The organism is Burkholderia sp. LA-2-3-30-S1-D2 (assembly GCF_001523915.2).
Classification (GTDB): Bacteria; Pseudomonadota; Gammaproteobacteria; order Burkholderiales; family Burkholderiaceae; genus Burkholderia; species Burkholderia diffusa.
This window is the reverse complement of the sequence record NZ_CP013383.1, coordinates 117,592-144,441: the sequence shown is the minus strand read 5'-3', so window position 1 is coordinate 144,441 and position 26,850 is coordinate 117,592. Positions and strand designations below refer to the sequence as shown.

Here is a 26,850-nt window from a genome sequence, read left to right as displayed (position 1 = left end):
CTCATGTCCGGGCGCATCCACCGTCGCTTGCTACCGGGCGATCCCGAGCGCCGTCAGTTTCTTGTACAGCGTCGCCCGGCCGATGCCGATGCGCGCGGCCGCTTCGACCACCTTCCCGTCGCATGCCGCAAGCGCGTCGGTCAGAAACTGACGCTCCCACGCGGCCAATGCATCGGTATACGAAACGACCGGCGCACCAGGCGCCCCCGCTGCATCGCCCGCATCCCGGCCGACCGGCGACGGAGCAGCCCGCGTGCCCGCCGGCACGCTATCCGGCACCACGCGCACCGGCCCGAGGAACGGCGCGAGCGCACCCGCGTCGATCACCGAGCGATCCGACAGCATCAGCGCACGCTCGAGCGTGTTGCGCAGCTCGCGTACGTTGCCCGGCCACGGGTACGCGCACAGCATCCGCAGCGCATCGTCGGTCAGTTCGCAGTGCGCAGCACGACCGTGCTGCGCGGCCAGCTCCTCGAGCGTCGCGTAGACGAGCGCCGCGATGTCGGACGCGCGCTCGCGCAACGGCGGCGCATGAATCGTCAGCACATTGAGCCGGTAATAGAGATCCGCGCGAAAGCGGCCGGCCTCGACCAGCGCGGGCAGGTCAGCCGACGTCGCGGCGATGATCCGCACGTCGGCACGCACGATCCGGTTCGAGCCGACCGGTTCGAACTCCTTGTCCTGCAATACGCGCAGCAGCTTGCCCTGCAGCGGCAGCGGCATGTCGCCGATCTCGTCGAGAAACAGCGTGCCGCGATCGGCCAGCTCGAACTTGCCGACGCGTCCCTTGCGATCGGCACCGGTATACGCGCCCGGCGCCGCGCCGAAGAATTCGGTTTCGAGCAGCGTGTCGGGAATCGCGGCCACGTTGACGGTCACGAGCGGCTGGAGCGCGCGCGCCGACGCCGCGTGAATCGCATGCGCGAGCAGTTCCTTGCCGGTGCCCGTCTCGCCGAGCAGCAGCACCGGCGAATCGACCTGTGCGGCGCGCCGCGCCTGCCGCTTGGTTTCGAGGCTTGCGGCGCTCGTGCCGACGAAACTCGCGAACGTGTATTTCGCACGGCGTGCCTGCGCGAGCGAACGCTGCGTCGCGATCAGCTGCTGCTGAAGCTGCGCGTAGCGGGAAAAGATCGGCGTGAGCGTCTTCAACTGGTCGAACAGTGCGAAGCCGATCGCGCCGACCGTCTCGCCCGCCTCGTTCTTCAACGGCAGGCGTGTGACGACGAGCGGCTCGCGGCCCGTCTCCATGATGTCGAGCAGGATCGGCTGTCCGGTCGACACGACCTCACGCATCAGGCTGTTCGGAATCACCGCCTCGCAGTCGAGGCCGACCGCCTGCTGCGGATCGGCGAACCCGAAGCGCGCCGCATAACGCTCGTTCATCCACACCACGCGCGCGTCGCGATCGACGACCACCGTGCCCGCGCTCGAATCCTCGAAAGTCCGAAACAGCGACTCGGCGGCGCGCCGCAGCACATCGCCGTAATTGACGGGCAGGCGGACCCAGTCGTTCATCATCGTGTCGTTGTCTCCGCGTATGCTTGGCCGGATATCTCCGGAACGAGACGCAGTATCTCATTTCGGAGACATCCCGGAATGCCTTGTCCGGGAAAGCCCTGCCCGATTCAGAGGGCGGTCTTGGCGGCCGAATCGTCTCCCGATGGAGACGATTTATGTAGAATCTTCAGACATTGGCCGGCGCGGGCCCGCCAGCCAGCGCCGGATCCACGTCCGGCGGCGCAATCCGACCGATGGCACGAAACCTGCACGAACCTGAGCCGGTTCGCGGCGCGTCCCGCGATCGAACAACAACCAAAGCCATTCCAAGCTATTAGGAGACTCCCTTGTCTTTCGTGATCGTCCTTGCCGCGCTGGCGTTCCTGATGTTCGCCGCGTATCGCGGCTACAGCGTGATCCTGTTCGCGCCGATCGCCGCGCTCGGCGCGGTCCTGCTGATCGAACCCGCCGCCGTCGCACCGGTCTTCTCCGGCATCTTCATGGAGAAAATGGTCGGCTTCGTCAAACTGTATTTCCCGGTCTTCATGCTCGGCGCCGTGTTCGGCAAGGTGATCGAACTGTCCGGATTCTCCGAGTCGATCGTCCATGCCGCGATCCGCTACATCGGCCGTTCGCGTGCGAATGCGGTGATCGTCGCGGTGTGCGCGCTGCTCACCTATGGCGGCGTGTCGCTGTTCGTCGTGGTGTTCGCCGTGTATCCGTTCGCGGCCGAACTCTATCGCCAGAGCAATATTCCGAAGCGGCTGATGCCCGGCGCGATCGCGCTCGGTGCGTTCTCGTTCACGATGGATTCGCTGCCCGGCACGCCGCAGATCCAGAACATCATCCCGACCACGTTCTTCAAGACGACCGCCTGGGCCGCACCCGCGCTCGGCACGATCGGCTCGCTGTTCATCATCATCGTCGGCCTCTCGTATCTGGAATGGCGCCGCCGTTCGGCGATGGCGAAGGGCGAAGGCTACGGCACGTCGCTCGTCAACGAGCCGGAGCGCGTCGAAGCGACGGCACTGCCGCATCCGGCGCTGGCGATCCTGCCGCTGATCCTCGTCGGCGCATCGAACTTCACGTTCACGAAACTGATTCCGCAGTGGTACGGCGCCGCGTCGTACACGGTCGCGCCGGACGTGCTGCCCGGCGTGCACACGCCGGTCACGACGTCGATCAAGACCGTCGTCGCGATCTGGTCAGTCGAGGCCGCGCTGCTGCTCGGCATCGTGCTGGTCGTGCTCACCGCGTTCAAGCGCGTCAGCGACCGCTTCGCGGCCGGTTCGAAGGCCGCCGTCGGCGGCGCGCTGCTCGCCGCGATGAACACGGCGTCGGAATACGGTTTCGGTGGCGTGATCGCCGCGCTGCCGGGCTTCCTCGTCGTCAGCGACGCGCTGAAGAGCATTCCAAACCCGCTGGTGAACGCGGCTGTGTCGGTCAGCTCGCTCGCCGGCATCACCGGTTCGGCGTCGGGCGGCATGAGCATCGCGCTCGCCGCGATGTCGGACCTGTTCATCAAAGGCGCGCAGGCAGCCAACATTCCGATGGACGTGCTGCACCGGGTCGTCGCGATGGCCAGCGGCGGCATGGACACGCTGCCGCACAACGGCGCGGTCATCACGCTGCTCGCGGTCACGGGCCTCACGCACCGCGAGTCGTATCGCGACATCTTCGCGGTCACCGTGATCAAGACGCTCGCGGTGTTCTTCGTGATCGCCGTGTACTACACGACGGGCCTCGTGTAAGCCCCGCATCGGGCGGCGTTCCGAACGCCGCCGCACCTCGTCCGGCCGCATCGCCGCGGCCGGCGCATCTTCCTTCCTCTGCACGCCCGGGCTGAGCGACCGGCCCGGCATCGTCGAAGCAGGCAGCGCAACGCGGGGCGCGACGCGCCGCACCTTCCCGACACCTCCGCGCGCAAACCGGGGCGGATCGCCGGGGTTCTCATCCGCCGGTTCGTCCCCCGCCCGACCGGAGCCGCTCGGCGCTACCTCGCCGCACGGCCCGGACGGCCCGACGCCCGTCACGCACCGCCATCCGGCACCGTCCACGTCCACGTCCACGTCCACGTCCACGTCCACGTCCACCATCCATTGTTACGGGCGGCAGAACACTGAGTTAGGCGCGACCGCATTTTTCGCGCGCGTGGCCGGGCCTACACTGCTTTCAACCGCCGCCGCTCCGTCGAACGAAGGCCGGCTGCACAGCTGGAAACATGGAGGTCACGATCATGAAGCGCCTGATTCACGCAGTTGCCGTTGCCCTGGCCGTATCCGCGCCGCTCGCCGCGCAAGCGCAGTCGAACCCGCCGCTTACGCGCGCGCAGGTTCACGCCGAAGTGAAGGCGCTCAAGCAGGCCGGCTTCCAGCCGAGCGATTGGTTCTACCCGGCCAGCATCGTTTCCGCCGAAGCGAAGATCGCCCATCAGCAGCGTGCCGGGTATGGCAGCGACCAAGGTGCATCGTCGGAGTCGAGCCACTAATCGCCGTCACGACGCGGCCGTCCCGTCCGGCCGCTTCCGCGCAAGCCATCACGCCTTCACCGGCTCGATCAGTTTCGCGCATGCCGCTGCCTGCGGATCGCCCGCAGGCAACTTCGCGCACACCCCGTCGAACTGCTTCACGACCGACCTGACCGACGCATCGTGCGCGCCGCCGCCGCGCCAGCGATTCAGTTGCGTGACGACCTTGGTCAGCGCGCGCAGGTTCGCCCCATAAAACGCATCCTTGGTCTTGCCGGCCTGCGCGAGCACGCTCGCGGCGATCGCTTCGATCCGCGCCGAATCGTCCGGCGCCAGCGCGACCGCATTCGCGAAATAGGTCGCGCCCCAGCGCAGCTTCGTCGCCGGGCCGCTCGCCGAGTCGTACGCCTTCCGGTACCAGTCAAGCGCCGCGGCCTTGTCGCCGCGCGCCTTCGCATTCGCCGCCAGTCCCGACATGAAGTAGTACGGCGTCGGCGAACGCGGCAACTCGGCCTTCAGCAAGACGTCGGATTCGTCGTACAGCCCGGCGTCGGTCAGCGTGTCCGCCGCTTCGCTGACGAGCGCCTGCCGCTCGTACGCGTTCGCGGCGCCCTGCACCGATGCCGCGATCTGCTTGCGTGCGGTATCGACCAGCGCCGGCGCGGCGAGCGGCGCGCCGTCGTGCGCGTCGCCGCGCGCGAGCAGCACGCGGCCGTGCAGCGCCATCAGGCGGTCGATCGACGACAGCGTCGTATCGGTCGACAGGCGCGCGAGCGCCGTGTCGTACGCGCCGCGCAGCTTCGTGCGCTGCGCGGCGTCGGCGCCGAGGTACGCGACCACGCGCGCGGGCGCTGCGACGAGCACGTCCGAATCGGCGCGCGCCAGCGCCGGCTCGCGCAGCACCGCGCGCAGCGCGTCGACGAGCGCCGCCTTGTCGAGCGCGCCGGCCTGCGCGGGACCGTCCGATGCCGCCACCACCGCCGACTTCAGCGCGAACCGCGCGGCGTCCGCCTTCGCGCCGGCCGCACGCGCACGTTGCGACAGCGTCTGCAGCGTCACCGCGACACGGTCGGACGGCACCGGCAGCGCGCCGTCGGTGTCCCAGGAATAGTCGGCCAGCAGATGCCATTCGGCCGGCGTCAGCGCCGCGCCGTTGTTCAGCGCGGTCGCGAGCGTCTGTCGCACCGGATGCGCGGCCGTCATCCCGAGCGACAGCGCCTGCATGTAGCGTTCGAGATCGGCCTCGCCCGGCAGCCGCGTCACTTCGGTGCCGTCCGGGCGGAACAGGATCATCGTCGGATAGCCGTGCACCTTGAAGCGCTCGCCGAGCTTCTGCGCGCTTTCGGTATCGCCGTCGAGATGTACGGGCACGAAGAACGACGAGCGGGTCTTGAACGCCTGCTGGCTGAAGATCGTCGACTTCACCTGGTTGCACGACGGACACCACACGGCGCCCCAGTACAGCAGCAGCGGCTTGCCGGTGCGCTTCGCGAGCGCGAACGCGGCATCGACGTCGCCCTGCTGCCACGCGATGCCGGGCGGCAGATGCGCGCCGTCGGGCGATGCGTTCGCCACCGGGGCGCCCGCGGGCGCGGCAGCGGCAAGCGCCGCACTGGCGGCAGCGAACAGGCAGGCGGCGGTGAGATTGCGAAGAGCCGTTTTCATCGAAGCGGGTTCCGTTGAACAAGACGGTTTCAGGGAGATGCCGCGCACGCAACGAGGGCCGTGAAGCGATGACGATGAGGCCGGCCGACATGCAGCGCCGCGCATGCATCGATACGGAAAAGCGAAGCCGGCCGCAGCGACCGGCGAATCGTTCGACGATACGACGGGTACAACCGAAGGAAAACGAACGAATTCTCGATTGAATATGACGCGCGGCGTCGCGGCCGCGTGCCGTCACGTCCGCGACGGCCGGTCCTTCACTGCGGCGCCTTGATCCGGGCCATGTGATACACGGACGCATGCACGCCGTCGCGCAACGCGTAATCCGGCGATTCGCCCTCGATGCGGAAACCGTGTTTCTCGTAAAGCGCGATCGCCGCGTGGTTGTCGGTGAACACGGTCAGCTCGAGACGCGTGATGTTCAGCCAGTTCTCCGCGAGATCGATCGCGGCCGCGAGCAGCCGGTCGCCGATGCCGCGCCCGTGACGGGCCGCGTCGACCATCATGCCGAGCGCCGCCGCGTGGCGCCGGCGCGGATTCGGCTCGGGATGCAGGCCGAGATGGCCGACCACCGTGCCGTCGATTTCGGCAACGAGGCTCACGCCGTGCTCGCGCACGTTGTCGAGCCGCTTCTGCCATTTTTCGAGCGACGGAAACAGCTGCTGCAACGTATTCATGTACACCGCGGGATGCGCGGCAATCTGTCGGATCGCGTCGACGTCGTGCGTCTCGCTGTGCCGGATCGTGATATCGGTCATGGGTGGGCCGGTTCCGAAATGTCGCGCCGAAGGCGCGGGCTGCGCAGGCGCGCAGCAACGCATCGAGCTTAGCCGATTTCACGCATTTGAAACACGGGTGTCACGCCGTTGCACGTCAGGTTGTATCCGCAACGAAGCGCGCTCGCGCGATCCCCGCCAATCCGGAAAATTCTGACCGGTCACGCGCGCGGCGATCGGTAATTTCTTACTGTTTTCAACCTCGCATCGCGCTCGAACGAATCGTTGCGCACGCAACGTCATGTGCGCGACATGCGATGTCATTTCTTCATCACGTCGACGTCATGTCGCCTCCCTAGACTGGGCGCCGCTCCAGTCCGGCGCGCGCCGGTCCGGTGTGTGCCGACACCTGCCCCGCGCATCACGAGCGCGCGGCACGCAGGATCGCGACGGCGGCCGCGCCATCCGCGCGACGTCGCGCATCGCGCATCGCACATCGCCGCGATACGCGTCCGATGCCCCGAACGCGCACGGATCGCCGATCGTCCCGGGGCGCGACGATGCCCGGTCACCGCCAGACGAACTCGCGAACGCTCCCACCCTCACAGGATCCAAACGCCATGACGTCACGCCGCAAATTCCTTCAGCAGACCGCCGGTTCCGGCCTCGCCGCCGCCGCGCTGTCCGCGTTTCCGCCGAGCATCCGCCGCGCGCTCGCCATTCCCGCCTTCCACCAAACGGGGACCATCAAGGACGTCAAGCACGTCGTGTTGCTGATGATGGAAAACCGCGCGTTCGACGGCTACTTCGGCACGTTCAAGGGCGTGCGCGGTTACGGCGACCGCTTCGCGGTGCCGTCGCCGAACGGCCGCGACGTGTTCTACCAGACCTACACGAAAGCGACACCCGCGACCACCTTCACGCCGTACCACCTCGACGCGAGCCAGGGCAACGCGCAGCGCGCGGGCGGCACGCCGCATACGTGGGCCGACGCGCAGGCCGCGTGGGACCACGGCCGGATGAACCGCTGGCCCGACGCGAAGACGCCGCTGTCGATGGGCTATTACGACGCGGCCGAGGTGCCGTTCCAGCGCGCGCTCGCCGACGCGTTCACGCTCTGCGACCACTATCACTGCGGGATGCACACGGGCACCATCGCGAACCGGCTGTTCTTCTGGAGCGGCACCAACGGCCCGAACGGCATCAGCCCGACCGACGGCAGCCGCGTGAAGGTCGCCGCGCTGAACAACCAGTTCAACGGCGGCAACGACATCGGCCCGTCGAGCCAGGGCTGGACGTGGACGACCTACGCCGACCGGCTGCAGCAGGCCGGCGTGAACTGGAAGGTCTACCAGAGCCTGATCGACAATTTCGGCTGCAACGAGATGATGAGCTTCCGCCACTGGCGCGCGGCCATCGAGCAGATGCCGGCCGCACGCCGGCCCGCGTACGTCGCGTCGACGGACATCACGCAGCCGGTGACGGCGGCCGGCGCGTTCTACGATCCGGCGATCGACGATCCGTTGAGCCCGCTCGCGAAGGGCTTCGGCAACACGATGCCGTACGGCTTTCTCGAAACGTTCCGCGACGACATCCGCAACGGCAAGCTCCCCGAGGTGTCGTGGATCATCCCGCCGTCCGCGTACAGCGAGCACCCGGGGCCGTCGAGCCCCGCTCAGGGCGCGTGGTACGTGCAGGCCGTGCTCGACGCACTGACCGCGAATCCGGACGTGTGGAGCAAGACCGTCCTGCTGATCAACTATGACGAGAACGACGGCTTCTTCGACCACATGCCGTCGCCGGCCGTGCCGTCGCGCAACGCGGACGGCTCGCTCGCGGGCGGCCATACGCTGGCGGCTGCCGACGTCGCCGTCGAGTACCACGACTTCGCGCCGGCCACGTCGAGCCAGCCGGCGGCCGACGGCCGGCCGTACGGGCCGGGCCCGCGCGTGCCGATGTGGGTCGTGTCGCCGTGGAGCCGCGGCGGCTGGGTCAACTCGCAGGTGTTCGACCATACGTCGACGCTGCTTTTCCTCGAGAAGCGCTTCGGCGTCGTCGAGCCGCAGATCAGCGCATATCGCCGCGCGGTGTGCGGCGACCTGACGAGCGCGTTCAACTTCCGCGCGCCGAACGACGAACCGCTGCCGACGCTCGCGGGCCGCACGACGAAAAGCCAGGTCGACGCGCTGAGCACCGCGCAGCAGGCCGCGCCGAAGATCACGCCGCCGGCCACGCCGTCGCCGCCTGCACAGGCCACCGGCGTGCGCCCGTCGCGCGCGTTGCCGTACGAGCTGCATGCGAGCGCGCAGGTCGATCCCGGCAAGGGCACCGTCACGCTGAAGTTCGCGAACACGGGCCGCGCGGCCGCGGTGTTCCACGTCTACGACAAGCTGCATCTCGACCGCGTGCCGCGCCGCTACGTCGTCGAACCAGGCAAGGCGCTGCGCGGCGACTGGGCGGCGCTGGCCGACGACGGCGGCAAATATGACCTGTGGGTGCTCGGCCCGAACGGCTATCACCGCCGCTTCACCGGCGATCTGGCCCGGCTGACCGGCGCACGCGCGCCGCATCCGGAAATCCGGGTCGGCTATGCGGGCGCGAGCGGCAACCTGCATCTGCGGCTGCGCAACGACGGCGGCAGCACGGTGCGCTTCACGGTGAAGTCGAACAAGGTGTACGGCCAGTTGTCCGGCCGCGGCGCGACCGACGATCGCGGGCACGGCAACGACACGGGCACGACGTGGACCGTCGCGGTACACGCCGGCGGCCAGTCGGAACTGCACTGGAACCTCGACTCGACCGGCCACTGGTACGACTTCGTCGTCACCGCCGACAGCGACGCGAGCTTCTCGCGCCGCGTGGCCGGCCGCGTCGAAACGGGTCGCCACTCAGTCAGCGACCCGGCGATGGGGTTCGCCGACCGCTTCTGACGGCACCTGCGCCCGCCCGGCCCGAGCACCGGCCGGGCGCCTGGCGCGGCGCGGTCCGATCCGGCTGAAACGCCCGCCCGGCGCGGCTCAAACATCAGAAGGATAGGTGGTGCAGCCCTCATTTCATGTCCACGAAAATGCTCCGTGTTGCGGCCCGTTCGCGTTAAACTTCGTCAAGCTGCATTCAACAACGACATCTTCGCCAATCTGGCACACACGACACGAGGATAGGTTCGATGCGCACTACCGGCTCATCCGGGGCAATGACCCTGCTCACCGAACACGACCCGGCCGACGGCCGCGAACTGCGCTCGCTCAGGCTCGAATCGACCGCCGACGGCAAGAGCGTGCTGCTGATCGAGATCGACGAACGCAAGCCCGGCATTCACCGCGAGGTCCGCTACGAGATCACGCCGGCCGAGCTGATCGCCGCGATCCGCTCGCACGGCGCCGAGCTGCCCGGAGAAAACCACGGCGCCGCCTCGCTCGCCCGCTCCTCTTCCTGATGTCTGACGGTGAGCCACGTGCAACGCACTGGCTCACCGTTCTGTCCGCATTTCCCTGCCGCCGTCAGGCGCTTTCCGTCATTCCCCTCCGCCCGGTTGAAAATGGCCGATAATCAGCCAATCCGCGCATCTTCCTCACGCGCTTCCTTTTCGGCCAGCCGTCATGCTCCGTGACCTCGTCGCCCAATACGGGCCGCTTCTCGTCTTCGCCAATGTACTCGCGGCGGCCATCGGCCTGCCCGTGCCGGCGATGCCGACGCTCGTGCTGTTCGGTGCGATGGCCGCGATGCATCCGGCGATGATCGGCTCGCAGCTCTTGACGGTGCTGGCGCTGTCGGTCCTCGGCGCGCTGATCGGCGACACCGCGTGGTACGTCGCCGGGCGGCGCTACGGCGGCACGACGCTCAAGACGATCTGCCGGCTGTCGCTGTCGCGCGATACCTGCGTGAGGAAAACCGAACGCTTCTTCGGCCGCTACGGCGTGCGCGTGCTCGCGGTCGCCCGCTTCATTCCGGGGCTGTCGCTCGTGTCGGTGCCGATGGCCGGCGCGCTCGGCACGCGCTATCGCACGTTCGCCGGCTACGATGCGCTCGGCGCCGCGCTGTGGACGACCGTCGGGCTCGTCGCGGGGCTCGTGTTCTACCGGCAGATCGACTGGCTGTTCGCCGGCGCGAGCCGGCTCGGCCGCGCGGTGCTGCTGGTGATCGTCGCGCTGCTGGCCGTCTATGCTGCCGTGCGCTGGATGCGCCGCCGCGCGCTGATCCGCCAGCTCGCGAGCGCGCGGATCGGCGTCGACGAGCTCGACCTGCTGCTGCGCGATGCGGCCGCGCCGGTGGTGCTCGACGTGCGTTCGCCCGAGCACCGCAAGCTCGACCCGTTCACGATTCCCGGTGCGCAATTCGCGGACGAGCGGCACATCGAGGACATCGTTGCGCGCTACCCGTTCTCGCAGAAGTTCGTCGTGTATTGCTCGTGCCCGAACGAAGTGACGGCCGCGCTGATGGCAAAGCGCCTGCTCGATGCAGGCTTCACCGATGCGCTGCCGCTGCGCGGCGGCCTCGACGCCTGGCGCGACACGGGCCGCCAGCTCACGTCGCTGGTGGAAGACATCCCCGCCGCGAACGATCCGGTGGCGGGGTTGCAAAAGCCGGCCTGATCGAGCTGATCGCAGGCCGGCCGCGCGAGACGAACAGTTTCGAAGGGGGCGTTGCGCCCCCCTTCGATCAGAACGCGTGCAGCGGCACGTTCACGACCAGGCGGTATTCCTTGTTGGTCGCGTCCGAGTAGTGCGCGGAACCGTTGTGCCACATCGCGATGAACGTGACCTTCGTGTCCTTCAGCTTGCCGCTCTGGAACGTGTACGACGGGATGAAGCCGAACTCGTGGTGACGGCCCTGCACCGGTGCGCCGTTGCTCCAGTAGATGCTCGACTTGCTCGGATCCGCCGCCGCGCCCGCGCTCGCATCCGCGCCCCAGCCCGTCACGCCCCATACCATCGCCTTGAAGCCCGGCAGGCCCGCTTCCTTGCCATAGAACGTGTAACGCAGCTGCAGCGACTTTTCGTGCGGCGCGTTGTAGTCGACGTCCATCGAGTTGGTCAGGAAGATGCCGTTGGTTTCATTGAGGTAGTCGAAGAACTGGTCGCCGAGCACTTGCTGATAACCGAGCAGCAGTTCGTGCGGACCGTGTTGCGCGGCCAGCGACAGGCTGTACGCGTTGTTGTTGATCTTGCCCTGCAGCGCGTCGCCCGTATCGTGCGTCGAGTAAACGTTACCAAAGCCGGTCCACTTGATCGACTTCACATCGCCGATGCTGTGCTTCACCGACGCGTAGTACTGGTGCCACACGTCATCGGCCTGGTTTGCGTACAGCGCGACTTCGCCGTTCTCCGAATAGTCCCACGTGCCGCCGACGTAGGTCAGGCGATTGATGCGCGTGCCGCCATACTGCGTCGTGAGGTTGGTGAGCGTCGTATGGCCGCGCGCATCGGTCTTCGTGAAGCTGCCGGCCTCGAGCATCACGTTCTTGAATTCGTTGCTGACGATCGTCGCGCCGAGAAACGTCGGCGGCAGCGCGCGATTGTCATGCTGCTCCATGAACGGGTTGTCGACGGCCTGCAGACCGTACTTGACCACCGTGTTCGAGATGCGCGCCTTCACGTCGTAGACGCCCGGATAGGCCCACGCGAGCTGGTTCGAACCGCCGCCACCCTTCGCGATGTGCACCATGCTGCCGGCGCCGGCGCCGCCGTCGAGCTTCAGCGCCGCATACAGCGACGCGTCGAAGCCGATGCCGATCAGGCCGGTCGTGTAGCCCGACTCGAAGTTTGCCATCGCGCCCTGAACCCACGCGTGACGATGCGGTCCGCCCTTGTTGTCCAGCGTGTCCGCATAGTTGCGGAACAGGAAGTTCAGGTGGCTGTCGGCAATGAAGCCGTTCGACTTCGACTGCGCCGAAGGCTCATCGGGCGGCGTGACGGTCTGGTTCGCCTCGGCGTTGATAATGGCGTTCGGGGTCGTTGCCTGCGCAACCGACGTGCTTGCGCCGGCGGACGGCGCGGCCTGCGCGACCGTCAGCGGTGCGGGGGCCGCGTCGTCGGCGTGCGCGACACCGCTCAGCGATACGCCGGCAAGCGCAGGCAAGCCCCATGCAAGCAGCATCTTCGATGCCGTCCCGATCGTCTTTTGCTTTTTCATCGTCATTCTCGTCTTGTGTTGATGTCGTCCACGCCGGTTGCGATCCGCTTCCAGCCCCCCGGCGAGCCCGATTAAGGACGCGCCTTTACCCGCGACGCGAAGATCGTTCGCGCCGCACCCTACCCCTGTTGACCTGCCTGGTTATGTTTGCTGCGTCACTTCACGCCGCCACGCCCGCCCGGATGCACGCGACACGCGCCGCCGAGCCGTGCCGCACTTCCGGCAGCGGCACGTCCTGCGCACACGCGTCGATCGCGACCGGGCAGCGCGTGCGAAACGCGCAGCCGGACGGCGGGTTGAGCGGCGACGGCATCTCGCCCGCCAGCAGCATCGGACGGCGAGCACGCTCGCGCGCCGGCTCCGGCGTCGGCGCCGCATCGAGCAGCGCCTTCGTGTACGGGTGCTGCGGCACGCCGTACACGTCATGCCGCGTGCCGAACTCCATCACGCGGCCGAGATACATCACGAGCACGCGCTGGCTGATGGCCTTCACCACCGCCAGGTCGTGCGCGACGAACAGATAGGACAACGACAGTTCGCGTTGCAGATCGCGCAGCAGGTTCACGATCTGCGCCTGGATCGACACGTCGAGTGCCGATACGGGCTCATCGCAGATCACGAGCTTCGGCTCGCCGATCAACGCGCGCGCGATACCGACGCGCTGGCACTGTCCGCCCGAAAATTCGTGGGGGTAGCGCAGCAGGTGATGCGCGTTCAGGCCGACACGCTCGAGCATCGTGACCACGCGGCGCCGCACTTCGGCGCGGCCAAGGCCGGCGTGGTGCGTGACGAGCGGCTCCGCAACGATCTGTTCGATCGTCATGCGCGGATCGAGCGACGCGAGCGGATCCTGGAAGATCATCTGCACTTCGCGCCGCATCGCGGTGCCGCGCAGGTGATCGGGCGCGACGGCTTCGCCGCGCCAGCGCACCGTGCCTGCCGTCATCGGCACGAGGCCGATCAGCGCACGCGCGAGCGTCGACTTCCCGCAGCCCGACTCGCCGACGAGCCCGACCGTCTCGCCGCGCTTCACGTCGAACGACACGCCGTCGACCGCGCGCAGCGTGCCCTTGGGCGACCACGAATAGCCGCCGAGCGGCACGCGGAAATGCACCTTCAGATCCTCGACGGACAGCAGCGTGTCGCCCGTCGCGCCGGCATTGCGGCGTTCATCGACGCTCATCGCAGACCTCCCGTCAGATCGGCCAGCGGCCGGTGGCACGCGCGCACCGCGCCCGCGACGCCATAGGTTTCGAGCGCGGGGCGCGCGGCACCGCAGCGCGCCTCCGCATACGTGCAGCGTTTCGCGAACGCGCAGCCGGCCGGTGCGGTGCCGGGCATCGGCGGATTGCCGGGAATCGCGACGAGCGGCGCATCGTCGGCGTCGGTCAGGCGCGGCAGCGCGTTGAGCAGACCGATCGTGTACGGATGCGACGGCGCCGCGAAGATCGATTCGGCCGGCGCGTATTCGACGGTTCGGCCCGCATACATGACCATCACGTCGTCCGCGAGGCCTGCGACCACGCCCATGTCGTGCGTGATCAGCACGATCGCGGTGCCGCGCTCGCGGTTCAGCTCGCGCAGCAGATCGATGATCTGCGCCTGCACGGTCACGTCGAGCGCGGTGGTCGGCTCGTCGGCGATCAGGATTTCCGGCTCGGACAGGAGCGCCATCGCGATCATCACGCGCTGGCGCATGCCGCCGGAAAATTCGTGCGGATACATGCGGATGCGGCGCGCCGCATCCGGAATGCGCACCGACTCGAGCGCCTCGACCGCGCGCCTGGTCGCCTCCTTGCGCGACAGCTTGCGATGGAGTTGCAGCGTCTCGGTCATCTGCCGCTCGATCGTCAGGAACGGATTGAGCGACGTCATCGGATCCTGGAAGATCATCGCGATCCGGTCGCCGCGCACCGCGTTCAGCGCGCGTGTATCCATCTCGAGCAGGTTGTCGCCGCGATAGCGCGCGGCGCCCGTCGTCGTGCCGTTGCCGGCCAGGAGGCCGAGCAGCGCCATCACGGTCTGGCTCTTGCCCGAGCCCGATTCGCCGACGATGCCGAGCGTCTTGCCGGCTTCGAGCGAGAACGACACGCCGCTCACGGCGTCGATCGGCGGCGCGTCCTTGCGCGTGAAGCGCACGCCGAGGTTGTCGACTTCGAGTAATGCAGTCATCTCAGCGATCCTTCGGGTCGAGCGCGTCACGCAGGCCGTCGCCAACGAAGTTCACGCAGTAGAGCGTCACGCACAGCATGACGGCCGGAGCCAGCAGCAGCCACGGCATCGATTCGAGTTTCTGCGCGCCGTCCTGGATCAGCACGCCCCAGCTCGTCATGGGTTCCTGCACGCCGAGGCCGAGGAACGACAGCACCGATTCGGTCAGCACGATGTTCGGCACCGAAACAGTTGCATACACAACGACAACGCCAAGCAGGTTCGGCACGACGTGGCGCACCACGATCGATGCCGGCGACACGCCGATCGCGCGCGCCGCGTCGACGAACTCGCGGTTGCGCAGCGACAGCGTCTGTCCGCGCACGACGCGCGCCATGTCGATCCACGAGAACGCGCTGATGGTCAGCACGACCAGCATGAACGAGCGGCCGAACAGGGTCATCATCAGGATCGCGATCAGCAGGTACGGGATCGCGTACATCATGTCGACGACGCGCATCATCGCGGAGTCGACACGGCCGCCCGCAAAACCGGCGGTCGCGCCCCACGCGACGCCGAACAGGCCGGACACCAGCGTGCCGAGCAGGCCGACCTCGATCGACACGCGGCCGCCGATCAGCGTGCGCACGAGCAGGTCGCGGCCGAGTTCGTCGGTGCCGAACCAGTGCTGGTTCGCGAGCGTCGGCGGCAGGCTGATCGCGCCCCAGTCGCTCGCGGCGGGATCGGCGGCGAGCAGCCACGGGCCGACGAAACACGCGAGCGTGATGAGCGCGAGCAGCACGAGGCTGAACACGGCCGCGCGGTTGTGAAGGAAGCGTGCGAACGCGAGCGCGAGCGGCGAGCGCGAACGCGGCGGCGAATCGGTCTGCACGGGCAGACCGACGACGGGAGTAGTCGGAGTCATCGCGGTGCCTCGCTCAATAACGGATGCGCGGATCGAGCCACGCATACGCGAGGTCGACCAGCAGGTTGAACAGCACCGCGCAGACGGTGGTCAGCACGACGAGGCCGAGTACCAGCGTGTAGTCGCGGTTGATCGCGCCGTTCACGACGAGCTGCCCGAGCCCCGGCAGCGCGAACACCGATTCGGTGACGACGGCCGCCGTGATCGACGTGATGCAGACCGTGCCGAACAGCGACACGACCGGCATCAGCGCGGGCTTGAGCGCGTGACGCAGCACGATGGTCGAGCCCGGCAGGCCCTTCGCGCGCGCGGTGCGGATGTAGTTGCTCGACAGCGTCTCGATCATCGAGCCGCGCATCACGCGTGCGAGCAGCGACACGTTGATGAAGGTCAGCAGCACGATCGGCAGCAGGCGGTACTGCCAGCCGCCGTCGCCCCAGCCACCGGCCGGCAGCCAGCCGTTGCCGGCCGACGTCTTCAAGAGGATCGCGAAGATCCACACCAGCACCGGCCCGAGCACGAAAGGCGGCACGACGTTGCCGAAGTTGCCGATCAGCATCACGAAGCGATCGATCACGCTGTCGCGGCGAACGGCCGCGACGGTACCCAGCAGCACGCCGAACACGATCGAGATCGGGATCGACACCCCGCCCACGCCGAGACTTACGGGCAGCGCCTTCTTCACGAGATCGTTCACCGACCAGTCGACGTAACGGAACGACGGGCCGAGATCGCCTTGCAGCAGCGAACCGAGATACAGCAGGTACTGCTTCCACAGCGGCTCGTCGAGGTGGTACTTCGCGTTCAGGTTCGCGAGCGTCGCCGCGGACAGCTGCTTCTCCGTATCGAACGGACCGCCGGGCGTGAAGTGCAGCAGCAGGTAGCAGACGGTGATGACGGCGAGAATCGTCGGCACCGCCCACAACGTGCGTCTCAATGCGTAGGCCAGCATGATCGCTCCGCTCAGTGCTTGATCAGGTACATGTCCTGCGAAGCACGCATGTCGATCACGTTCTTCAGCGAGTAGCCGCCCACGTAGGGCTTCACGAGACGGTCGGCCGAGTACTGGAACAGCGGCACCATCGGCGTGTCGTTCATTGCCGTGTCATGCGCCTGCGTGAGCAGCGCGGCGCGGGCCTTGTCGTCGAGCTTCTGGTTGCCGTCGTCGACGAGCGTGTCGACCTGCTTGTTGCAGTAGCCGACGGTGTTCTGCGAGCTGCCGCAACGGATCAGGTCGAAGAAGGTCATCGCGTCGTTGTAGTCGGCGAACCAGCCGTCGCGCGCGATCTGCACCTTGCCGTCATGCCGTTCCTTCATCAGCACCTTGAACTCGACGTTCTCGAGCTTCGTGTTGATGCCGAGCTTCGTCCGCCATTCCGATGCGGTGAACAGCGCGACCTTCTTGTGCAGGTCGTTGGTGTTGTACGTGAGCGTGAACGACAGCGGCTTCGCGTCCGAGTAGCCGGCCTGCTTCAGCAGGTCCTTCGCGGTCGAGATGCGCTTGGCCATCGGCCACGACGCCCACTCCGGCGTGAACGGCTGCACGCCCTTCGTGCCGTTCGGCATCAGGCCGTACATCGGCTTCTCGCCCGCCTGCGTGAGCTTCGACGTCAGCACGTCGCGATCGATCACCATCGACAGCGCCTGGCGCACGCGCTTGTCCTTGAGCGCCGCATCGCTGTTGTTCAGGTAGTAGTAATAGGTCGCGAGCTGCAGGCCCGGGCGCAGTTCGCCGCCGAACTGCTTGCTGACCTGCTGGAAGATGCCCGACGGGATCGAGTAGCTGTAGTCGATCTGGCCGGCCTGGTACATGCGCATCGCCGTTTCGTCGCTTTCGATCGGCAGGTACGTGACCTTGTTGATCACGACCTTCGGCGCGTTCCAGTACTTCGCGTCCTTCGAGATCACGATGCGGTTGTTCGGCTGCCAGTCGACGAGCTGGTACGCGCCGTTGCTGACGATGTTGCCCGGGCGCGTCCATGCGTCGCCGAACTTCGCGACGGTGTCCTTGTTCACCGGCGCGAGCGGCACCATCGCGGTCAGTTCGGGGAAGAACGCGACGGGCACGTCGGTCGTCACTTCCAGTGTGTACGGGTCGACCGCGCGCACGCCGAGCGTCGTCGGCGCGGCCTTGCCGGCGATGATGTCCTTCGAGTTCTTCACGAACTCGACGAGGATCGTGTACTTCGAGCCCGTCTTCGGATCGACGAGGCGCTGCCACGCATAGACGAAGTCGGCGGCCGTCACCGGCTGGCCGTTGCTCCACTTCGCATCGTGGCGCAGCTTGAAGATCCACGTCTGCGGCGACTTGCGCTCCCACGACTGCGCGACGCCCGGCACGACCTGGCCGGCTGCATCGATGCGGGCGAGGCCTTCGAACAGGTCGAGGCCGATCGTGTTGCCGGTCCACGACTCGATGTGCGCCGGATCGAGCGACTCGACTTCGGCGGGCACCTGGCGCGTCAGGTCCTGTTGAGGAGCGAGCGCGACGTTCGACGGAACGGTCACGGCGTGAGCGGCGGGCGTCGTCAGGGCGAGCGCGGCCAGCACGGCCGACATGGCATGCAAGGATTTCATCGTGGCGGTCTTGAGAAGGTTGTTCGGTGAGCGATGCGCGGCGAATGCCGCGGTTACGCTTGAGACGCTGACGGGTACAGCGGTTGAGGAGGCCCGTGATTCTCGTATTGCATCTTAGTATTCCTTACGTTTCTTTCGACAGGTATTCCGTCTCCGAAACGAAGGAATACCTGTGCGTTAGAACAGCCGCGGCGTACCGACCCAGACCACCACCGACTCGATCTTCGCGGTGTTGACCCAGCTGTGCGGGACCGTCGACTGATAATGCGAACTGTCGCCGGCCTGCAGGACGAACGTCTTGCCTTCCAGCGTCAGCGACACTTCCCCTTCAATCACGTACAGGAACTCCTCTCCTGCATGTGTCGTCACTTCCGACCGCTTCTGCCCCGGCGGCATCCGCACGAGGATCGCCTCGAGCTGACGCCCTTCGGTCACGTTGGTCAGCCTCGCGAACAGGTTCGCCGAATCGGCGAATCCGAAGAAGCGCAACTGATCGCCTCTGCAGACCGAGCGTTCCTCGCTCGGCGTATCCACGAAGTACTGCACCGTCACGCCGAGCGCCTGTGCGATACCGGCCAGCGACGTCAGCGACGGCGACGCCAGCCCGCGTTCGACTTGAGACAGAAACGGCTTCGAAATCCCCGCGGCGGTAGCGGTGTCGTCGAGCGTGCGCTTGAGTCGTTGGCGCAACGCGCGGATCTTGCTGCCCAGTGCTGCGGCAGCGTCTGCCGACTGCGAGTTTTCAGTGGGGGGAACCATAGCAGGCCGAAAAGTGGTCGTCAAAAAATGTTTGATGGAAAGTAACTAAGTTAGATCGATTTGGCTTAGTCTTCGGGTTCGCACACGTCTTCGGTGTTGAGCCCGGTGCACTAAACAGGGCACGAAGCGAGCGAAACGACGCGCTATCTTGCCAGACTCGCCCGCTTCACAGGCAAGCTGCAAGCGGCTCTCCGGGAATTTGCGGAGAACGGGCGCGATTCTTACAAATAGATGATGAGACAAATATTCCTGAAAGCTGCTGCCATATCGGGAGTTTCCCTGAGTGGCGCGGACCTGACGCACCGGACCGGCAAACGTTACCATTCGCGCGCCGGTCGGGGTCGTGCACCGCCTTGCCTGGCGGCGTCCGACCCCGGCCCGGGCTAACCGCCAGACTGCTCCATCGCCGACGCAAAGCCTACCCGGCCATAGTGCTCCGGCGCCAGTTCGACCCCAAGGCGACGCGCGATCCGCGCCGTCCGTTTCAAACGAGATTGATGATGCACGCACCTGTTTCACAGACCCGATCGTTTACGACGGTCTTCCTTATCGAAATGTGGGAGCGCTTCGGCTACTACGGCATGGCCGCGCTCCTGGTCCTCTTCATGGTCGACCGGCTCGGTTTCACCGACAGCCATGCGAACCTGACCTGGGGCGCGTTCACCGCGCTCGTCTACGCGTCCCCGTCGATCGGCGGCTGGATCGGCGACAAGGTGCTCGGCGCCCGTCGCACGATGATCATCGGCGCGGCCGTGCTGTGCGCCGGCTACCTGATGCTGGCGGTGCCGAACGACGCGCTGGCATACATGTATGCGTCGCTCGGCGTGATCGTCGTCGGCAACGGCCTGTTCAAGGCCAACGCGGCGAACCTCGTGCGCCGCATCTATGAAGGCGACGATGCGCGCATCGACAGCGCGTTCACGATCTACTACATGGCGGTCAACATCGGCTCGACCGTGTCGATGCTCGCGACGCCATGGATCAAGGATCACTGGGGCTGGCACACCGCGTTCGCGGTCTGCTGCGCCGGGATGCTGCTCGCGATCCTGAACTTCATGCTGATGCACCGCACGCTCGCGCACATCGGCTCGCAGCCCGACGACGAGCCGATCCGCTGGAAGCGCCTCGGCGGCGTGGCGGCAGGCGGCGTCGCGCTCGCGCTGGTTACGCTGTACGTGCTGCAACACAAGCAGCTCGCGGTCGCGAGCGTGTGGACGGCCGCATTCGCAATCCTGGCGATCTTCGCGTACATGATCGCGAAGTCGGAGCGTTCGGAGCGCGCGGGCCTGATCGCGGCGCTCGTACTGATCGGCCAGGTGATCCTGTTCTTCATCTTCTACGTGCAGATGTCGACATCGCTGACGCTGTTCGCGCTGCGCAACGTCGATCCGCGCTTCATCCTGTTCGGCACGACGCTGTTCACGTGGAGCGCCGCGCAGTTCCAGGCGCTGAACCCGATCTGGATCATGATGCTGAGCCCGGTGCTCGTGTGGATCTACAACGCGGTGTCGAAGAGCGGCCGTGACCTGCCGGTCGCGGCGAAGTATGCACTCGGCTTCGGTGCCGTGGCTGCCGGCTATCTGGTGTTCACGATCAGCGGCCGCTACGCGGTGGACGGTCGCGTGTCGTCGTGGTTCATGGTGTGGGGCTACGGCCTCTACTCGCTCGGCGAACTGCTGGTGAGCGGGCTCGGCCTCGCGATGATCGCCCGCTACGTGCCGGCGCGCATGAGCGGCTTCATGATGGGCGCGTATTTCGTCGCGACGGGTGTGTCGCAGTATCTGGGCAGCGTCGTCGCGAACTTCGCGCAGATGCCGTCGCACGACCTGCCGGCCACCGAATCGTTGCCGCTCTACCTGTCGCTGTTCGAGAAGCTCGGCTGGCTCGCCGCGATCGGCATGCTGCTCGCACTTCTGCTGCTGCCGATGATGAACCGCCTGTCGCGTCAGCATCAGCGCTGCGCGGAAGAGCGCCGCGAGGAAGAAGCGGTTCAGGCGCAGGCGATGGCCTCGGCGCAGTAAGTACTATCCCTCGGCGTGCGGCCTGCACGCCACATTCTCCCGCCAGCGCGGCCAGCACGTCCTACACTGGTTGCAACGGCGCATCCGCTCCGTCGCGATGCGCACTGGCGGGAGAAGATCATGAAAAGCAAAACGACTCGGCTCTTGAGGATACTGTCGGACATCCGGCACGCGCAGCGCTGCACCGCATTGCGCGCCGCCCGGGCCGCGGCCGAAGCCGACGCGGTGCTCGCGGAGCAGGACGATCCGACGTCCGACGAACGCGACGACGCTGAATCCGACGACGCGACCGCCGTCCCCCGCTCCCGCATCGGCTCACCTCACTGACCGCACCGACGCCGCGCGGCGCGCTGCGTGCCGCCTCCGTGCTTCCGCGTTGCCCGCGCTTCCGCGTTGCCCGTGCTTTCGCGTTGCCCGTGCTTTCGCGTTGCCCGTGCTTTCGCGTTGCCCGTGCTTTCGCGTTGCCCGTGCTTTCGCGCCGCTCATGCGGCCGCGCCGCGCCAGCGCGCGAACCACCTTCCCGAACCCGCCACGGCCATCATCAGCCCGATCGCGGATGCGTCGGCCGCGAGACCCACGCCGATATGCCGCAGCTCGGCGCCGTTCGCGACCGGATGCAGCAGCGAATCGATGACGAGCGAGATCGCCGCACCCGCGACGAAGCAGATCAGGCCGCGCCGGCCGACCGCGACGACGGGCTGCACGGCCTGCGCGATGCGCGCGATCCAGCCGCGGCGCACGCAATCGGCCATCAGCCACGCGATCGCGGCGAAGCTCACGATACGCGGCAGCGCGAGATCGCGCTTGAGCACGCCTTCCGGCACCGGCAGCCCTGAGAACAGCTTGTAGCTCGCGCAACCGAGTACGATCGCGCACGCGACGCCGGTCGCCGCGGCGCCCCAGCGACCGAGCGCGACATGCCGGTAGAACGGCTGGCAGCGCGCGAGCACGCCGGCGACGAACATCAGTTGCCATGCAAACGGGTTGAAGCTCCAGCGGAACCCATCGGTATCCAGCAGCTCGGGGCCGAGCCAGCCGGCCGCGACCCACGACGTCGCGCTGAACGCGACGAGCAGCCACGGATGCCGACGCGCGAACGGCACGATCACCGGCGACGCCAGCGCGAACAGCACGTACATCGGCAGCACCGACGCGAGATACGGCTGGCGCTGGAACGTGAGCAGCTCGGCCGCGCCCGTGAGCGGCGACGCGAGCATCACGCTGACGTCGTCGAGCGCGAGGTTGGGCGCGTCGATCCCGTAATGGTCGAGCACGGCGGACACGACGAGCATCAGCGTCGACGTCGCGAGAAACGCGCGATAGATCTGCATCGCGCGCCGCACGAACCGCTGCTGCGCGGCGCGCGCGCCGTGCCGGTCGGCGATCGCGCCGTATGCGCTCGCGGTAGCGAAGCCGCCGAGGAACACGAACACCTCGGCTGCGTCGCACAGCGCGAATGCGTGGAGTGTCACGCGCGACAGCATGCTCGCGCCAATGTGATCGACGACGATCATCAGCAGCACGATGCCGCGGAAGAAATCGACTTCGATCAGGCGGCCGCCGCGCGCCGGCGGCACCGAGACGGCGGGCGGCAGGCTCAACGACATGGCCGCACCTGCGCGACGCCGGTGCGGCACGCACCGGCGGAGGATTCGGAAGGGAGAAGGCGAACGCGATCAGCGGCGATGCGCGTATGCTCGCATCGCGCCAACCCGGCCGGCCCGGCACGGAGATGACCGTTCATGGAAAAGCCGCATACGAAGAGAAGACGGTCAGGTCAGTCTAGCGGCCGGTCGGGGGATACCCTAAGTAACAAAGTGCAACGGAATCTTCTGTTCGATTACAGGCGTGACGTCGGCGATGCAAAGCTGGCAAGGCCGCCAGCCGGACGTCAGCGCGATGCCAGTTCGACGCCAGCATCGCGAGATTCGACGCAACGAACACGCGATGCGCGGCACGTTCGTTGCCGCGGTCGCGCCGCCGAGCGACGGCGCTCAGCCGCGCATGGGCAAGCGCCGCATCAGCATCGCGCTGTGCCACGCGGTCAGCGCGACGGCGGCCCAGATCGGCCCGTACGTCGCGAGCTGCGCGACGCTCAGTGTCTCGCCGAGCAGCAGCAGCGACACCGCGACGAGCAGCACCGGCTCGACGTAGCCGAGGATCCCGAACAGCGCCATCGGCAGCATCCGGCTCGCCTTCAGGTAGCTCGCGAGCGCGAGCGTGCTGAGCACGCCGAGCCCCGGCAGCAGCATGGCCCACAGCAGCGGGTGGCTGGCGACCGGCGTCGCACTTGCCGACACCATCGCGAGCGCGACCGGGCACAGTAGCGCGATCTCGAGCGCGAACGCGGCGAGCGAATCGGCGTTGATCCGGCGACGCAGCACGAAATACGGCGGATAGCCGAGCGCGACGACGAGCGTCGGCCACGCGAACGCGCGCGTCGCCCACACCTCGTGCGCGACGCCGAGCGCCGCGCACGCGACCGCTGCCCATTGCAGCGGATCGAGGCGTTCGTGATAGTAGAAACGGCCGACGAGCACCATCGTCAGCGGCAGCAGGAAATAGCCGAGCGACACTTCGAGCATGCGCCCGTGCAGCGGCGCCCACAGGAACAACCACAGCTGCAGGCCGAGCAGCGCCGCGCTCGCCGGCAGCGCGATCAGCAGGCGCCAGTCGCGCACGCTGCGCCGCACGAGTTCGACGAGCGCCGGCCAGCGGCCGCGCAGCGCGATCAGCGCGAGCGCGCCCGGTGCGGTCCACAATATGCGCCACGCGAAGATGTCGAGCCCCGTGAGCGGCGCGAGCAGTTTCGCGTAGGCGGACATCAGCGCGAACAGCGTCGACGCCAGCACCGACAGCATGATGCCGCGCCCGGCCTCCGGATACCCCGTCATGTTGTTTTCGCCTTACTGCTGCTGGAAGCGCTCGAAACGCTTTTCGATCGGACGCTCCTCGAACGTGACCTCGGTCACGCGTGCGGACGGCGGCCCGTGACGCAGCCACGCGAGCATCCGGTCGATCTGCGCGCCGGGGCCCTGGATCATCGCCTCGACGCTGCCGTCCTCGAGATTCGCGACCCAGCCGCGCAGCTTCAGCGCGTGCGCCTCGCGCACCGTCGCGTGACGGAAGCCAACGCCCTGCACGACGCCGCGTACCCGCACGTAGTAGGTCTCGATCCGTTCGTCCAGTTCATTACGGCTCATCGCGTCGCCCTCCCGTAGCATTCAAGCCCGGCATTGTAGTCGCGTCGGCCGCTTCGCACACGTGCCCGGCAAGCCGGCCTCACGCGGCGGCCGTCGCCCGCTGCGGCCGCCGTGCGGCGCTCGCGTCGCCGGGCGCGCCGACCACGTACAATCTCGCCGACGCACAACCGCCGCGCCGCCCGCGCGCGGCCCTGAAGGAAACGCATGACTGATACCTCCCGCGATCTCGTTCTCGTCACCGGCGCGTCCGGTTTCGTCGGCTCGGCCGTCGCACGCATCGCGCAGCAGAAGGGCTATGCGGTGCGCGTGCTGGTGCGCCCGACCAGCCCGCGCACGAACGTCGCGGATCTCGACGCCGAGATCGTCACCGGCGACATGCGCGACGAGACGTCGATGCGCGCCGCGCTGCGCGGCGTGCGCTACCTGCTGCACGTGGCGGCCGACTACCGGCTGTGGGCGCCGGATCCGGACGAGATCGAGCGCGCGAACCTCGAGGGCGCGGTCGCGACGATGCGCGCCGCGCGTGCCGAAGGCGTCGAGCGGATCGTCTACACGAGCAGCGTCGCGACGCTGAAGGTCACGAGCGCAGGCGATCCGTCCGACGAAAACCGCCCGCTGACCGCCGAGCAGGCGATCGGCGTGTACAAGCGCAGCAAGGTGCTGGCCGAGCGCGCGGTCGAGCGGATGATCGCCGACGAAGGGCTGCCGGCCGTGATCGTCAACCCGTCGACGCCGATCGGCCCGCGCGACGTGAAGCCGACGCCGACCGGCCGCATCATCGTCGAGGCCGCGCTCGGCAAGATTCCCGCGTTCGTCGATACCGGCCTGAACCTCGTGCACGTCGACGACGTCGCGCACGGCCACTTCCTCGCGCTCGAGCGCGGCCGCGTCGGCGAGCGCTACATCCTCGGCGGCGAGAACCTGCCGCTGCAGCAGATGCTGACCGACATCGCGCAGATGACGAACCGCAAGGCGCCGACGATCGCGCTGCCGCGCTGGCCGCTCTATCCGCTCGCGGTCGGTGCGGAGGCCGTCGCGAAGTTCACGAAGAAGGAGCCGTTCGTGACCGTCGACGGCTTGCGCATGTCGAAGAACAAGATGTATTTCACGTCCGCGAAGGCCGAACGCGAGCTCGGCTACCGCGCACGTCCGTACCGCGAAGGACTGCGCGATGCGCTGGACTGGTTCGCCTCGGCGGGCTACCTGAAGTAACACAAAGCGGCGTGCGTCACGCCGCTTTGCGCACTTTGTTACACGTCGCTGACGGACCGGCACCGGCGCAGCGGTTAAAATCGCGGGTCTTACGCAGAGAAGACACGCATGAACCTGAACGAACAGATCGATTCGCTCAACGCGGGCGTCGATCGGCTCCTCCACGATCACCATGCCGCGCAGCAGGCGGCACGCAGCGCGGAAGCGTTCGCGCGCGCCGCCGCCGCGGAAGCCCAGGCCGCAGCCGAACGTCACGCCGCCGCCGAGACCGAAGCACTGGCCGCCGCGCAGCGCCACACTGCCGCAGCCGCCGACGCCGAGGCCGCGCAGCAGCGCCACGCCGACGCCACCGCCGAGGCCGAAGCCGCCGCCCAACGCCACATCGAATCCGCCGCACAGGCCGAGGCCGCTGCCCAGCGGCACGCCGAGGCGACCGCGCTGACCGAAGCGCTCGCGCAGCGTCATGCGGATGCCGAAGCCGCGTCGCAGCGTCATGCGGCCGCGATCGCCGAAGCCGAGGCCGCCGCGCAGCGTCATCACGCCGCCGCGACCGAAGCGGATGCAGCCGCGCAACGTCATGCAGCGGCCACCACGGAAGCCGAAGCCGCCGCGAAGCGCCACGCAGCCGCGATCGCCGAGACCGAGGCACTCGCGCAACGTCACACGCAGGCGATCGCCGAGGCCGAGGCGCTCGCGCAACGTCACATGCAGGCGATCGCCGAAGCGGAAGCCGCCGCGCAGCGCCATGTCGAGGCAACCGCCGAAGCACAAGCCGTCACGCTGCGTCACACCGAAGCGATCGCGCAAGCCGACGCGGCCGCGCAACGCCACGCGGCGGCGACTGCCGAGGCCGAGGCCGTCGCGCAACGCCACGCCGAAGCGATCGCACAGGCCGAAGCGGCCGCCGAGCGTCACGCGAAGGCGATCGCCGACGCGGAAGCGCTGGTCGAAGCCGTCGTGAAGGACGCCGCGACGAACGCGGCGGTTGTGGCAGCCACCCCGGCCGTCGCGGCTGAAGTCGCCGAACCGGTTGTCGAATCCGCTGTCGAGCCGGGGGCGGACGCAGCTGCGGCAGCGTCCGCCGAGGCCGGCACCGCCGTCGTCGCGCCGGCCGCCTGCACCGCAATCGAAGTCGCCCCCGCTGCCGAAACAGCGGACGCCGCCGCGGACAAGCCGACGTTGCACGTCGCTCGCCCGTCGCAGAACGAACTGACGCTGACCGTCAACGGCCAGTCGATCACGCTGCACCCGGAGCAGCTCGGCCAACTGATCGAGGAACTCGCGCATGCGCGCGCGTCGATGCAGCCGGAACCGCCGCCGGGCATCCCGGCCGGCTGGCGCTTCGTGACGACGAAGAACCCGATGATGGCCGTGCAGAAGCAGTCGAACGGCGACCGCCTGCTGGTCGCGCGCCACACCGGCTACGGCTGGGTGCCGTTCACGTTCTCGCCGGACGTCGTGATCCAGATGTACATGATGCTGACGCAGCGATAAGCACGCGTGGCGACGCCGTAAACGACAAAGC

General features: G+C 67.7%; 22 protein-coding genes. 9 read left to right on the top strand and 13 right to left on the bottom strand.

The window, feature by feature from the left end; translation table 11 throughout:
- Nucleotides 1-30 precede the first annotated feature (30 nt).
- Complete coding sequence (locus WS66_RS00675; protein WP_059598923.1) at nucleotides 31-1,518, bottom strand: sigma-54 interaction domain-containing protein; 1,488 nt, start codon at nucleotides 1,516-1,518, stop codon at nucleotides 31-33.
- A 326-nt stretch (nucleotides 1,519-1,844) separates the two neighbouring features.
- Between WS66_RS00675 and WS66_RS00670 the strand changes: the two genes are divergently transcribed.
- Both WS66_RS00670 and WS66_RS00665 read left to right on the top strand, forming a co-directional pair.
- Nucleotides 1,845-3,248 (top strand): GntP family permease, encoded by a 1,404-nt coding sequence (locus WS66_RS00670; protein WP_059598922.1) that lies wholly within the window; start codon nucleotides 1,845-1,847, stop codon nucleotides 3,246-3,248.
- 485 nt (nucleotides 3,249-3,733) lie between these two features.
- On the top strand, nucleotides 3,734-3,985 hold the full coding sequence (locus tag WS66_RS00665) for a DUF4148 domain-containing protein (RefSeq protein WP_059598962.1): 252 nt from the start codon (nucleotides 3,734-3,736) through the stop codon (nucleotides 3,983-3,985).
- A 48-nt stretch (nucleotides 3,986-4,033) separates the two neighbouring features.
- Here the strand turns inward: WS66_RS00665 and WS66_RS00660 are convergent, their stop codons facing one another.
- Both WS66_RS00660 and WS66_RS00655 read right to left on the bottom strand, forming a co-directional pair.
- Nucleotides 4,034-5,629 (bottom strand): thioredoxin family protein, encoded by a 1,596-nt coding sequence (locus tag WS66_RS00660; protein WP_059598921.1) that lies wholly within the window; start codon nucleotides 5,627-5,629, stop codon nucleotides 4,034-4,036.
- A 257-nt stretch (nucleotides 5,630-5,886) separates the two neighbouring features.
- On the bottom strand, nucleotides 5,887-6,387 hold the full coding sequence (locus WS66_RS00655; RefSeq protein ID WP_059598920.1) for a GNAT family N-acetyltransferase: 501 nt from the start codon (nucleotides 6,385-6,387) through the stop codon (nucleotides 5,887-5,889).
- A 578-nt stretch (nucleotides 6,388-6,965) separates the two neighbouring features.
- On the opposite strand from WS66_RS00655, the gene WS66_RS00645 reads away from it, so the two are divergent.
- From WS66_RS00645 to WS66_RS00630, 3 genes are all read left to right on the top strand, one after another.
- Entirely contained in the window at nucleotides 6,966-9,275 is a 2,310-nt protein-coding gene (locus WS66_RS00645; RefSeq protein ID WP_059598919.1) for a phosphocholine-specific phospholipase C, read from the top strand.
- A 236-nt stretch (nucleotides 9,276-9,511) separates the two neighbouring features.
- Nucleotides 9,512-9,781 carry a hypothetical protein gene (locus WS66_RS00640; protein WP_059598918.1) on the top strand — a complete coding sequence of 90 codons (270 nt, stop codon included), beginning with the start codon at nucleotides 9,512-9,514 and terminating at the stop codon, nucleotides 9,779-9,781.
- 163 nt (nucleotides 9,782-9,944) lie between these two features.
- Entirely contained in the window at nucleotides 9,945-10,937 is a 993-nt protein-coding gene (locus WS66_RS00630) for a DedA family protein/thiosulfate sulfurtransferase GlpE (RefSeq protein WP_059598917.1), read from the top strand.
- Nucleotides 10,938-11,004: 67 nt separating this feature from the next.
- Here WS66_RS00630 and WS66_RS00625 read toward each other — a convergent pair whose 3' ends face one another.
- The 7 genes from WS66_RS00625 to WS66_RS00595 form a co-directional block, all read right to left on the bottom strand.
- Entirely contained in the window at nucleotides 11,005-12,477 is a 1,473-nt protein-coding gene (locus WS66_RS00625; RefSeq protein WP_059598961.1) for an OprD family porin, read from the bottom strand.
- Between the two features lie 160 nt (nucleotides 12,478-12,637).
- Complete coding sequence (locus WS66_RS00620; RefSeq protein WP_059598916.1) at nucleotides 12,638-13,660, bottom strand: ABC transporter ATP-binding protein; 1,023 nt, start codon at nucleotides 13,658-13,660, stop codon at nucleotides 12,638-12,640.
- Nucleotides 13,657-14,649 carry an ABC transporter ATP-binding protein gene (locus WS66_RS00615; RefSeq protein ID WP_059598915.1) on the bottom strand — a complete coding sequence of 331 codons (993 nt, stop codon included), beginning with the start codon at nucleotides 14,647-14,649 and terminating at the stop codon, nucleotides 13,657-13,659. The genes WS66_RS00620 and WS66_RS00615 overlap by 4 nt, the downstream gene beginning before the upstream one ends.
- 1 nt (nucleotide 14,650) lies before the next feature.
- Nucleotides 14,651-15,553 carry an ABC transporter permease gene (locus tag WS66_RS00610; RefSeq protein WP_059598914.1) on the bottom strand — a complete coding sequence of 301 codons (903 nt, stop codon included), beginning with the start codon at nucleotides 15,551-15,553 and terminating at the stop codon, nucleotides 14,651-14,653.
- Between the two features lie 13 nt (nucleotides 15,554-15,566).
- Nucleotides 15,567-16,505, bottom strand: coding sequence for an ABC transporter permease subunit (locus WS66_RS00605; protein WP_059598913.1), 939 nt, complete (start codon nucleotides 16,503-16,505; stop codon nucleotides 15,567-15,569).
- Between the two features lie 11 nt (nucleotides 16,506-16,516).
- Nucleotides 16,517-18,130: a peptide ABC transporter substrate-binding protein gene (locus tag WS66_RS00600; protein WP_059598912.1), complete on the bottom strand. Its 1,614-nt coding sequence runs from the start codon at nucleotides 18,128-18,130 to the stop codon at nucleotides 16,517-16,519.
- Between the two features lie 177 nt (nucleotides 18,131-18,307).
- Entirely contained in the window at nucleotides 18,308-18,889 is a 582-nt protein-coding gene (locus tag WS66_RS00595; protein ID WP_059448921.1) for a cupin domain-containing protein, read from the bottom strand.
- Nucleotides 18,890-19,386: 497 nt separating this feature from the next.
- Here WS66_RS00595 and WS66_RS00585 point away from each other — a divergent pair, with 497 nt between their 5' ends.
- Together WS66_RS00585 and WS66_RS00580 are read left to right on the top strand one after the other, a co-directional pair.
- Nucleotides 19,387-20,910, top strand: a complete 1,524-nt coding sequence (locus WS66_RS00585; RefSeq protein WP_059598911.1) for a peptide MFS transporter — start codon at nucleotides 19,387-19,389, stop codon at nucleotides 20,908-20,910.
- Nucleotides 20,911-21,030: 120 nt separating this feature from the next.
- Nucleotides 21,031-21,237 carry a hypothetical protein gene (locus WS66_RS00580; RefSeq protein WP_059598910.1) on the top strand — a complete coding sequence of 69 codons (207 nt, stop codon included), beginning with the start codon at nucleotides 21,031-21,033 and terminating at the stop codon, nucleotides 21,235-21,237.
- Nucleotides 21,238-21,392: 155 nt separating this feature from the next.
- Here WS66_RS00580 and WS66_RS00575 read toward each other — a convergent pair whose 3' ends face one another.
- The 3 genes from WS66_RS00575 to WS66_RS00565 form a co-directional block, all read right to left on the bottom strand.
- Nucleotides 21,393-22,517: an OpgC domain-containing protein gene (locus WS66_RS00575; protein WP_059598909.1), complete on the bottom strand. Its 1,125-nt coding sequence runs from the start codon at nucleotides 22,515-22,517 to the stop codon at nucleotides 21,393-21,395.
- Nucleotides 22,518-22,904: 387 nt separating this feature from the next.
- Nucleotides 22,905-23,804 (bottom strand): EamA family transporter RarD, encoded by a 900-nt coding sequence (gene rarD, locus WS66_RS00570; protein WP_059598908.1) that lies wholly within the window; start codon nucleotides 23,802-23,804, stop codon nucleotides 22,905-22,907.
- Nucleotides 23,805-23,816: 12 nt separating this feature from the next.
- Nucleotides 23,817-24,113, bottom strand: a complete 297-nt coding sequence (locus WS66_RS00565; protein WP_012367074.1) for an acylphosphatase — start codon at nucleotides 24,111-24,113, stop codon at nucleotides 23,817-23,819.
- 204 nt (nucleotides 24,114-24,317) lie between these two features.
- Between WS66_RS00565 and hpnA the strand changes: the two genes are divergently transcribed.
- On the top strand, nucleotides 24,318-25,325 hold the full coding sequence (gene hpnA / locus WS66_RS00555; RefSeq protein ID WP_059598907.1) for a hopanoid-associated sugar epimerase: 1,008 nt from the start codon (nucleotides 24,318-24,320) through the stop codon (nucleotides 25,323-25,325).
- Nucleotides 25,326-25,433: 108 nt separating this feature from the next.
- Nucleotides 25,434-26,819 (top strand): hypothetical protein, encoded by a 1,386-nt coding sequence (locus WS66_RS00550; protein ID WP_059598906.1) that lies wholly within the window; start codon nucleotides 25,434-25,436, stop codon nucleotides 26,817-26,819.
- The last annotated feature ends 31 nt before the right edge of the window (nucleotides 26,820-26,850 follow it).